This is a genomic window from Mesorhizobium sp. M0621 (assembly GCF_040320745.1).
Classification (GTDB): Bacteria; Pseudomonadota; Alphaproteobacteria; order Rhizobiales; family Rhizobiaceae; genus Mesorhizobium.
In genome coordinates, this window is sequence record NZ_JAMYQF010000067.1 from 22,030 (window position 1) to 32,257 (window position 10,228).

A 10,228-nucleotide genomic window follows, 5' to 3' on the forward strand; every position below is an offset into this window, starting at 1 on the left:
CCTGGTTCGCCGGAGCTTTGATGCCAGGCATGAACGAACCGAGACGCAAACGCGGCGCCGAGCGCACCAGCAACAGAGGGCCATCGGCCATTCCGCAACTGCCGCTTAGGCGGGTGACAAATCCCTATCCGCCAATGGCCATGCTGTCGCCGGATCACATCGAGGCGATCCACCAGGCGTCGATGCATATATTGGAGAATTTCGGCATCGAGGTGATGAGCCCGCGCGCGCTGTCGTTGTTCGAGAAGGCCGGTGCAAAAGTCGATCATGCCTCAGCGAATGTCCGCATCGATCGCGGCCTGGTCGAAGAAGCGCTGAAGACCACGCAGTCCAGCTATGTGTTGACGCCGCGCAACCCGGCCAGCGCGGTTCATCTCGGCGGCAACACCATCAATTTCACCCTCGTTGCCGGGCCGCCCAACGTGCACGACATGGAGCGCGGCCGCCGCGCCGGCAATCTGCGCGATTATTCGGATCTGACCCGGCTGGCGCAGCATTTCAACTGCATCCACATGCTCGGCAACCAGGTCTGCGCACCGGTGGAGTTGCCGGCAAACTCCCGCCATCTCGACACTTACTTCACCAATCTGACGCTGACCGACAAGAGTTTCCATGTCTCGGCGATCGGCCGGGGCAGGGCGCTGGACGGCATCGAGATGATGGCGATTTCGCGCGGGTTGACGCTCGACCAGATGCGCGACGATCCCGGCATCACCACCATCATCTCGGTCAACTCGCCGCGCCGCTTCGACGAGATGATGGCCGAGGGGCTGATGACCATGGCCGAGTTCGGCCAGTCGGTGGCGGTGACGCCGTTCACGCTGATGGGGGCGATGAGCCCGGTGACGCTGGCCGGCGCGCTGGCGCAGCAGAACGCCGAGGCACTGTTCGGCGTCGTGCTGACGCAGCTTGTGCGTCCAGGCGCGCCAGTCATGTATGGCGCCTTCACCTCCAATGTCGACATGAAGTCCGGCGCGCCGGCCTTCGGCACGCCGGAGAACACCAAGGCCAACATCGCATCGGGGCAACTGGCGCGGCGCTACGGGCTGCCGTATCGCACGACGCCGGGCTCGGCCTCCAACGCTGCCGACGCGCAAGGCGCCTATGAGACGCTGATGGCGCTGTGGGGCGCGGTGCTCGGCCACGGCAATCTCGTCTATCATGCCGCCGGCTGGCAGGAGGGCGGGCTGACGGCGTCGTTCGAGAAGCTCATCATCGATGTCGAGATGATCCAGCATATGATGGAGTTCCTGCGCCCGATCGTGGTCGACGAGGCGGAGCTTGCCGTCGAGGCTTTGGGCGCGGTGCCGACCGGCGGCCATTTCTTCGGCGAGCCGCACACGCTGGAGCGCTACGCCACCGCCTTTTACCAGCCGATGCTGTCCAACTGGCAGAACTACGAGGCCTGGCAAGAGGCCGGCGGGCTCGACGCCACGGCGCGGGCGACACGGCTGTGGAAGAAGGCGCTGGAAGACTATGTCGAGCCGGTGATGGATATCGCCGTGCGCGAGGCGCTGGAGGCTTACATGGCCAAGCGCAAGGAAGCGATCGGGCAGGGAGAGCCGTGATGCTTCCCTCCTCGAATCCATTCACCCATCCAACTCACTGATATCAGAGAAAAATCCATGAAATCGCATGCAAAGGTCGTGGTCATTGGCGGTGGCGTCGTCGGGTGCTCCGTGCTGTTCCATTTGGCCCGCCACGGCTGGACCGATGTCGTCCTTTTGGAACGAGACGAGCTGACGTCGGGCTCGACCTGGCATGCGGCTGGCGGCATGCACACCATCAATGGCGACCCCAACGTCGCCAAGCTGCAGAAATATACGATCAATCTCTACAAGGAGATCGAGGAGCTTTCCGGCCAGGCGACCGGCGTGCATCTAACAGGTGGCGTGCTACTGGCGGCGACCGAGGCACGGCTCGACTGGCTGCGCGGCGTCGTTGCCAAGGGTCGCTATCTCGGCATCGAGCTTGAGGAAATCTCTGCCAACGAGGCGGCCGAGTTGATGCCGCTGCTCGACCCCAAGCAATTCGTCGGCGCCGTCAGGAACAAGGAGGACGGCCACCTTGATCCCTCCGGCGTTACCCACGCCTATGCCAAGGCGGCGCGGAAACTGGGCGCGGAGGTCGAGCGCTTCACCAAGGTCGAGGACATCGTGCGACGCGCCGACGGGCTCTGGCGCGTCATCACCAACAAGGGCGAGGTGGTGGCCGAGCATGTCGTCAATGCCGGCGGCCTGTGGGCGCGCGAGGTCGGCCGGATGGTTGGACTGGAGCTTCCGGTACTGGCGATGGAGCACATGTACCTGATCACCGAGGACATGCCGGAGGTTGCTGCCTGGAACGCCAAGACCGGCACCGAAATCATCCACGCGGTCGACTTTGACGGCGAACTCTATCTGCGCCAGGAGCGCGGCGGCATGCTGATGGGCACCTATGAGAAGGCCAACAAGCCGTGGTCCGAATACCAGACGCCGTGGAATTTCGGCCATGAACTGCTGGCGCCCGATATCGACCGCATCGCACCGTCGCTGGAGGTTGGGTTCCGGCATTTCCCGGCCTTCCAGAACACCGGCATCAAGCAGATCATCAACGGGCCTTTCACCTTCGCGCCGGACGGCAACCCGCTGGTTGGGCCGGTGCGCGGGCTGCCTGGCTTCTGGGTCGCCTGCGGCGTCATGGCCGGCTTTTCACAGGGCGGCGGCGTCGGGCTGGCACTGTCCAACTGGATGATCGAGGGCGATCCCGGCGCCGACATCTGGGCGATGGATGTCGCGCGCTATGGCGACTGGGCGACGATGGCCTACACCAACGCCAAGGTGCGCGAGAACTATTCCAGGCGGTTCTCGATCCGCTTTCCCAATGAGGAACTGCCGGCCGGGCGGCCACTGAAGACGACGCCGGTCTATGATTTGTTGTCGGCCAAAGGCGCGCAATGGGGCGTCGCCTACGGGCTGGAGGTGCCGCTCTGGTACGCGCCGGAGGGTGTCAAGGACGAGTTCTCGTGGCGCCGCTCGAGCGATTTCACGCAGGTGGCCAAGGAGGTCGCGACCGTTCGCGACGGTGTCGGCCTGTCCGAGATTTCGAGTTTCGCCAAATACAACGTGACGGGCGAGAGTGCGGCCGCCTGGCTCGACCGGATGCTTGCCTGCAAACTGCCGAAGCCCGGCCGCATGACGCTGGCGCCGATGCTGAAGGAGGATGGCAGGCTGATCGGCGATTTCACGCTGGCCAATCTGGGGAAGGACGGCTGGTTCCTCGCCGGCTCCGGCATCGCCGAGCAATACCATATGCGCTGGTTCGAGAAGCACCTGCCTGACGACGGCTCGGTTCGTATCGAGGCGCTGGGCGCCAAGCAGACCGGCCTATCGATCGCCGGGCCGAAGGCACGGGATGTGCTGGCAAAAGCCACGCGCTCCGACGTGTCCAATGCGGCGTTTCCGTTCATGGCCATAGGCAGGATGGATATCGGCATGGCGCCATGCCTGGTCGGCCGCGTCAGCTATACCGGCGACCTCGGCTACGAGATGTGGGTCGCGCCGGAGTATCAGCGCGCCGCGTTCCAGGCCCTCATGACCGCCGGCGAGGAATTCGGCATCGGCCTGTTCGGTTCGCGTGCGCTCAATGCCCTGCGGCTGGAAAAGAACTACGGCTCATGGGGACGCGAGTATCGGCCGATCTACGGGCCGCTCGAGGCCGGGCTCGACCGTTTCGTCGCCTATGGCAAGGAGGCCGACTTCATCGGCAAGGCCGCGGCGCTCGCCGAGCGCAAGCAGGGCGGTAAGCTGCGCCTGCGTGCCTTCATCGTCGATGCCGACGACGCCGACGTCATCGGCGACGAGCCGATCTGGTTCGGCGGCGCCGTGCGCGGCTGGGTCACCTCGGGCGGCTACGCGCATCACTCGAAAAAATCCGTCGCCGTCGGCTATGTGCCGAAAGAGATCGCCGATGAGAGCGACGGGTTCGAGATCGAGTTGCTGGGCAAACGCCATGCGGCGCGCATGCAGCCGGCGGCGCTGTTCGACGCCAATTTCGAACGGATGCGCGCCTGAAATCAGGTACGCATCCTTCTTTTGGAGTCAGGCGCTGCGACGGTTGTCCAGCGCGAAGGCGCCGGCGCCGGCAAACACCAGATAAAGGAAGATGAAGCAGAACGAGATCGCCAAATCGCCGCCATTGTTGACGGGGAAGAAGCCGCGCGGCATGTGCGCCATGAAATAGGCGATCGCCATTTCGCCGGCCAGAAGGAACGCGACCGGCCGGGTCAACAGCCCCAGCGCCAGCAGGATGCCGCCGGCGAATTCGAGGATGCCGGCTGTGAGTGTCAGCCCGGTCAGGGCTTCGGCATGCTCGCCGACCGGGAAATTGAACAGTTTCTGCGAGCCATGCTCGATGAACTGCAGCGCTGTTATGATACGCAACACGCCCAAAGCTTGCGGCTGGTATTTGGCGAGGCCTTCAAAAAGCTTCATCTAAAACTCCATCTTAGCCTTCCCGGACCGGCCATAAATTATCTCCCGGCGTTGGACCACTCACTTCCCTTGGTCCGCCATCAACAATCGGTGACTGGAATTGTTCCCCTGCCTACCTCATATTTTTCTCGCCATGGTTGCATTCGTATCGCCATGGTTGCATTCGTATCGCTGTGGTTGTATTGATATGCGGCTATTTCGAAACATGTGGGTTCCCTTGCCATGAAAAAAATCGTCATCGGCCTATTCGCAATCCTTGCAAACTCCAGCCTCGCCATGGCCGAGGACGCCGGCTGTGAGGCGTTCAGGTGGCCGGTGACACGGGAACAGGCGCTGTTTGCCGCAGCATCCGCAACGCCTTCCGGAGCGACGCTGGCGGTGGGTGCCGCCGCTGACCTTGCGCTGGTTCCGGTCGAGAAGGCTGGTTTCGAGGTGCCGCCCGAACGTGCCCCGGCATCTGGCACATTCGGTGCTGTGGCCACCGTGGAGGTGCCGCCTGAAGGGGCAATCCAGATCAGCCTTTCGGGCGAGGCCTGGATCGATGTCATTCAGGACGGCAACGCCGTCAAGTCGGCGGGCTATAGCGGCGTGAAAACCTGCCCCGGCATCCGCAAGAGTGTGCGTTTCAAGCTTGCCGCCGGCCCGGCCACCGTCCAGTTCAGCGGCGCGAAAAAGGCTGACCTGAAAGTCGCGGTGCTGGCGCCGGAATAGTTGGCGCCAACCTAAGGATGCGGCCCTTCCTCAGTGCTGCGATGAAGGGCCGGCGCTTTGTTCCTGCGGTGTTTATCGCCGTCAGCGTACGGGCGCCATTAATGCGAAATGCGCGCCTTGCGGGTCCTGGCACTGGACTACCCAGCTGCCACCGGGGACCTCCATCGGGCCCATCAGGATCTTGCCGCCATTGTCGGTCACGCGTTTGGCCGCCGCGTCGATGGCCGGAACATTGAAATAGAATTGCCAGACCGGGACCGGGATTTGCTCCGGCTTGTTCATGATGCCGCCGCCGGATTCGGGGCCCGCCGTGAAGGTCTGGTAGGTGCCCATCGGGCCCATGTCGAAATCGCCGGCATCGACCCAGCCGAACTGGTTGGAATAGAAATCGAACGCGGCCTTCCAGTCCGATGTGTAAAGCTCGTGCCAGCCGATATGGCCCGGCGTGCTGGCCGGCACGACAGGCTGGTCGGGGCCGTTCGGCTGCAGGAACATGAAGGTAGCACCTTGCGGATCGGCGACGACGGCAAAGCGGCCGACGCCCGGAATGTCGTCAGGCTGGCGGTGAACGGTGCCGCCGGCTTTTTCCAGCGATGCCGTCGAGGCATCGACATCCCTGGTGTGGATATAGCCGAGCCAGGCGGGCGGCATACCCATCTTGGCGGCATCCTCGGGCATCGTCATCAGGCCAGCGACGCCGCGCTCGCCGACATTCATGACGACATAGCGTGGCATGCCGGGCGCTTTGTCGAAAGGCTGTGCCGTCCAGCCGACCACCTTGGGGTAGAACGCCTCGGCGGCGTCGAGATCTGTGGTCATCAATTCGTACCAGAAGAAGGGCATCGGGGTTTTTGGCATTTTCGGTCTCCTCACCTTTCATGCATCGATCGTCGTCCGATCCATCCTAGGACGATCTTCACGACCGAAATCCGACAGCCGCCCGAACAACAATGTCTCTGCATGCCAAGCGTTCCCCGGTTGCGCGCCCGTCGGTTTTCGATTTTTCTGTGGTCATGAGGGGTTGTCGTCCATGCGCTTGATGTCGCTCACGCCGGAGCTTGTCGCACTGTGCCATCGGGAAGAAGCCGATCCCGGTCCGGATCCAAGCTGGACGGAGTTGAACGACGAGGATTTCCGGGCCCTTGCCCTGCGGCTGTCCGGTGAAGCCGACGAGGGGCCGCTGTGGGTGTTCGCCTACGGGTCGCTGATCTGGAAGCCGGAATTCGAGTCGGTCGAGCAACAGCTCGCCACCGCCTTTGGCTAGCACCGCTCTTTCTGCCTCGACATGGTGCGTTGGCGCGGCAGCGCCGAGCAGCCGGGTCTGATGATGGCGCTCGAGCGGGGCGGCCGGTGCAACGGGGTGATCTATCGTTTGCCGGAGGGCGAAAAACCGACCCAGATCGAAAGGCTGCTGCGGCGCGAGATCAGCGACCACGAAAGCATCGACACGGTCAGGTGGCTGCCGGTGCATACACCGCAAGGGGCGCTGCGCGCGCTCGGCTTCTGGGTCGGCGTAAAGGGCAGGGGAACGTCGCTGAACCAGCCGCTGGACAAAGTGGCGAGCGTGCTGGCCAGAGCTTGCGGTCATATCGGGTCCGGCGCCGAATATCTCTACAACACGGTCAGCCATCTCGAAGCATTCGGCATCCACGCAACCTGTGGCGGTTGCAGCAACTGGTCGCGGACGAGGTCAGGGTTATTCATGGCCGTGGACTTGAGCCCGACCATTCGCTCGCGCTGCAACCGCAATAACATGAGTAAAAAATTCATGTTAATATCCAGCCTTTTCAGCGACTTGCGCCAAAAATTGACCAATTGATAAAAAAATAAAACGTGCTAGCCTTTCCCAAAACGAAAACATAAGGGAACTGACGATGCCAGAAGGCCAGTTTAGGGAAGGCATTGCAGGCGGCAGGCTCTCGGCCGACCAGTATGCGGACAATTTTTCCGACCTGCACCCGCCGCTCGACCACCATGAGGCGCTAGTCGAATCCGACCGCTGCTATTTCTGCTACGACGCGCCGTGCATGAATGCATGCCCGACTTCGATCGACATTCCCCTGTTCATCCGCCAGATCTCGACCGGCAATCCGATCGGTTCGGCCAAGACGATCTTCGATCAGAACATTCTGGGCGGCATGTGCGCCCGCGTCTGCCCGACAGAGACGCTGTGCGAGGAAGTCTGCGTGCGTGAGATCGCGGAAGGCAAGCCGGTGCAGATCGGCCGCCTGCAGCGCTACGCCACCGATGTCGCCATGAGCGAGAACAAGCAGTTTTATCCGCGTGCCGAGCCGACCGGCAAGTCGGTCGCCGTGGTTGGTGCCGGGCCGGCCGGCCTTGCCGCCGCGCATCGGCTCGCACGCCATGGCCATGATGTGACCATCCTGGAGGCGCGCCCGAAGGCCGGCGGTCTCAACGAATACGGTATCGCCGCCTACAAGAGCGTCGACAATTTCGCCCAGGCGGAAGTCGACTACGTGACTGCCATCGGCGGCATCGATATCCAGAGCGGCAAGGCACTGGGGCGCGACTATCAGCTGTCGGACCTGATCCGCAATTACGATGCGGTGTTTCTCGGCATGGGACTTGGCGGCGTCAATGCGTTGCGCGCCGATGGCGAGGATGCGGACGGCGTCGTCAATGCGGTGGAGTTCATTGCCGAGCTGCGCCAGGCAAGTGACCTTTCCGGCCTGCCGGTTGGCCGCCGCGTCGTCGTCATCGGCGGCGGCATGACGGCGATCGACGCGGCCGTGCAGTCGAAGCTGCTCGGCGCCGAAGAGGTGACCATCTGCTACCGGCGCGGCCGCGAGCACATGAACGCTTCCGAGTTCGAACAGGATCTGGCGGCCGCCAATGGCGTCACCATCCGCCACTGGCTGCAGCCGAAGCGGGTCATTGTCGAAGGCGGCAAGGTGTCGGGCGTCGAACTCGAATACACCGCCATGAACGGCGACAAGCTTGCCGGCACCGGCGAGCGGCTTACGCTCGTTGCCGACCAGGTGTTCAAGGCGATTGGCCAGAGCTTTGTGCCGGCAGCACTCAACGGCAGCGGCGCGTCGATCGACCTCGAGGCCGGCCGCATCAAGGTCGATGCGGAAGGGCGAACCTCGCTGGCCTGGGTCTGGGCCGGCGGCGACTGCATTTTCGGCGGCGACGACCTGACCGTCTCTGCCGTGGCGCAAGGCCGCGACGCGGCGGAGAGCATCAATCGGGCACTGACCTCGAACGGGAGGGCATGAGCATGGCAGATATCCGCAACAATTTCGTCGGCATCAAATCGCCCAATCCGTTTTGGCTGGCCTCGGCGCCGCCGACCGACAAGGCCTATAACGTTATCCGCGCCTTCAAGGCGGGCTGGGGCGGTGTGGTGTGGAAGACGCTGGGCGAGGAAGGCCCGCCGGTGGTCAACGTCAACGGTCCGCGCTACGGCGCGATCTGGGGCGCCGACCGCCGCCTGCTCGGCCTCAACAACATCGAGCTGATCACCGACCGCGACCTGCAGGTCAATCTGCGCGAGATCAAGCAGGTCAAGAAGGACTGGCCCGACCGCGCCATCGTCGTCTCGCTGATGGTGCCTTGCGTCGAGGAGGCCTGGAAGGCGATCCTGCCGGTGGTCGAGGAGACCGAAGCCGACGGCATCGAGCTCAATTTCGGTTGCCCGCACGGCATGTCGGAGCGCGGCATGGGTGCCGCCGTCGGCCAAGTGCCGGAATATATCGAAATGGTGGTGCGCTGGTGCAAGCAGAACACCCGCATGCCTGTCATCACCAAGCTGACGCCCAACATCACCGATGTGCGCAAGCCGGCGCGCGCGGCACACGCGGGCGGCACCGACGCGGTGTCGTTGATCAATACCATCAACTCGATCACCGGCGTCGATCTCGACAGCTTCGCGCCGCAGCCGACCATCGACGGCAAGGGCTCGCACGGCGGCTATTGCGGCCCGGCGGTGAAGCCGATCGCCATGAACATGGTGGCCGAGATCGCGCGCGATCCCGAAACCCACGGCCTGCCGATCTCCGGCATCGGCGGCATAACCACCTGGCGCGACGCGGCCGAGTTCATGGCGCTCAGCGCCGGCAATGTGCAGGTCTGCACGGCGGCGATGACCTACGGCTTCAAGATCGTGCAGGAGATGATCGCCGGCCTCGAAAACTGGATGGACGAGAAGGGCCATGCCTCGCTCGACGACATCGTCGGCCGCGCTACGCCCAATGTCACCGACTGGCAGTATCTCAACCTCAACTATGTCGCCAAGGCGCGTATCGACCAGGACGCCTGCATCAAATGCGGCCGCTGCCACATCGCCTGCGAGGACACCTCGCACCAGGCGATCACCAGCATGGTCGATGGCGTCAGGCATTTCGAGGTCATCGAGGCCGAATGCGTCGGCTGCAACCTCTGCGTCAATGTCTGCCCGGTCGAGAACTGCATCACCATGGAGCCGCTGGCGGTCGGCGTGATGGACCAGCGCACCGGCAAGCCGGTGTCGCCGATCTATGCCAACTGGACGACGCACCCGAACAATCCGATGGCCAAGGTGGCGGCGGAGTAGCGAGCCGTTCGACAAAAACGGCGCCTTCGGACGCCGTTTTTTCATTTTCCTATTGCAGATAAAAATTATCCACGATAAGATATATCCATGATTAGGAGATTCACCCAATGAAGCTGGGCGAGGGCGTTGAGGCAGCCATCCACTGCGCTGCCATGCTGGCCGGTGTCGAAGGCAACAGCACCATGGCGGCCTCTGCCATGGCGGAGGCCTTTGGCCTGTCGCCGAGCTATCTCCTGAAGCATCTCAATATGCTGAGCGCGGCGCGCATCCTGGAATCGGTCTCGGGGCCGGCCGGTGGCTACCGGCTGGCGCGGCCGGCCGAGCGGATTTCGCTGCTCGACATCGTGCTGGCCGTCGAAGGGCGCGAACCGGCTTTCCGTTTAGGGGGGGTTAGCCGCCACCGGCCGGGGGGGGGGGCCCCGGTCGCCAATGTAAAAACCAGAGGGCTCAAATGCGCCGTGGTGTAGGGCGCGAAAGGCCTAAACGCGGG

The 10,228-nt window shown here is 63.4% G+C and carries 7 protein-coding genes and 2 pseudogenes; 7 read left to right on the plus strand and 2 right to left on the minus strand.

The window, feature by feature from the left end:
* Nucleotides 1-29: 29 nt before the first annotated feature.
* Nucleotides 30-1,568: a trimethylamine methyltransferase family protein gene (locus NKI38_RS29575; protein WP_352663934.1), complete on the plus strand. Its 1,539-nt coding sequence runs from the start codon at nt 30-32 to the stop codon at nt 1,566-1,568.
* Between the two features lie 57 nt (nt 1,569-1,625).
* A complete protein-coding gene (locus NKI38_RS29580; protein ID WP_352663936.1) occupies nt 1,626-4,052 on the plus strand; it encodes a GcvT family protein in 2,427 nt (808 codons plus the stop codon).
* Between the two features lie 27 nt (nt 4,053-4,079).
* Here NKI38_RS29580 and NKI38_RS29585 read toward each other — a convergent pair whose 3' ends face one another.
* Nucleotides 4,080-4,472 carry a DoxX family protein gene (locus NKI38_RS29585; protein ID WP_352663938.1) on the minus strand — a complete coding sequence of 131 codons (393 nt, stop codon included), beginning with the start codon at nt 4,470-4,472 and terminating at the stop codon, nt 4,080-4,082.
* Nucleotides 4,473-4,694: 222 nt separating this feature from the next.
* Between NKI38_RS29585 and NKI38_RS29590 the strand changes: the two genes are divergently transcribed.
* Complete coding sequence (locus NKI38_RS29590) at nt 4,695-5,183, plus strand: hypothetical protein (RefSeq protein ID WP_352663940.1); 489 nt, start codon at nt 4,695-4,697, stop codon at nt 5,181-5,183.
* A gap of 81 nt (nt 5,184-5,264) precedes the next feature.
* Here the strand turns inward: NKI38_RS29590 and NKI38_RS29595 are convergent, their stop codons facing one another.
* Complete coding sequence (locus NKI38_RS29595; protein WP_352663942.1) at nt 5,265-6,041, minus strand: VOC family protein; 777 nt, start codon at nt 6,039-6,041, stop codon at nt 5,265-5,267.
* A gap of 172 nt (nt 6,042-6,213) precedes the next feature.
* On the opposite strand from NKI38_RS29595, the pseudogene NKI38_RS29600 reads away from it, so the two are divergent.
* The 4 genes and pseudogenes from NKI38_RS29600 to NKI38_RS29615 form a co-directional block, all read left to right on the plus strand.
* A pseudogene (locus tag NKI38_RS29600) lies at nt 6,214-6,935 on the plus strand (gamma-glutamylcyclotransferase).
* A gap of 122 nt (nt 6,936-7,057) precedes the next feature.
* Complete coding sequence (locus NKI38_RS29605) at nt 7,058-8,422, plus strand: NAD(P)-dependent oxidoreductase (RefSeq protein ID WP_352663944.1); 1,365 nt, start codon at nt 7,058-7,060, stop codon at nt 8,420-8,422.
* A 2-nt stretch (nt 8,423-8,424) separates the two neighbouring features.
* Nucleotides 8,425-9,738: an NAD-dependent dihydropyrimidine dehydrogenase subunit PreA gene (gene preA, locus NKI38_RS29610; protein ID WP_352663946.1), complete on the plus strand. Its 1,314-nt coding sequence runs from the start codon at nt 8,425-8,427 to the stop codon at nt 9,736-9,738.
* 107 nt (nt 9,739-9,845) lie between these two features.
* Nucleotides 9,846-10,125 (plus strand): annotated as a pseudogene (locus NKI38_RS29615) (RrF2 family transcriptional regulator); the annotation flags it as partial.
* Between the last annotated feature and the right edge of the window lie 103 nt (nt 10,126-10,228).

What these genes read in the sequence shown, in the direction of transcription:
- NKI38_RS29575 (WP_352663934.1), top strand. Translation starts at nt 30, where the DNA reads ATGAACGAACCGAGACGCAAACGCGGCGCCGAGCGCACCAGCAACAGA.
- NKI38_RS29580 (WP_352663936.1), top strand. Translation starts at nt 1,626, where the DNA reads ATGAAATCGCATGCAAAGGTCGTGGTCATTGGCGGTGGCGTCGTCGGG.
- NKI38_RS29585 (WP_352663938.1), bottom strand. Translation starts at nt 4,472, where the DNA reads ATGAAGCTTTTTGAAGGCCTCGCCAAATACCAGCCGCAAGCTTTGGGC.
- NKI38_RS29590 (WP_352663940.1), top strand. Translation starts at nt 4,695, where the DNA reads ATGAAAAAAATCGTCATCGGCCTATTCGCAATCCTTGCAAACTCCAGC.
- NKI38_RS29595 (WP_352663942.1), bottom strand. Translation starts at nt 6,041, where the DNA reads ATGCCAAAAACCCCGATGCCCTTCTTCTGGTACGAATTGATGACCACA.
- NKI38_RS29605 (WP_352663944.1), top strand. Translation starts at nt 7,058, where the DNA reads ATGCCAGAAGGCCAGTTTAGGGAAGGCATTGCAGGCGGCAGGCTCTCG.
- preA (WP_352663946.1), top strand. Translation starts at nt 8,425, where the DNA reads ATGGCAGATATCCGCAACAATTTCGTCGGCATCAAATCGCCCAATCCG.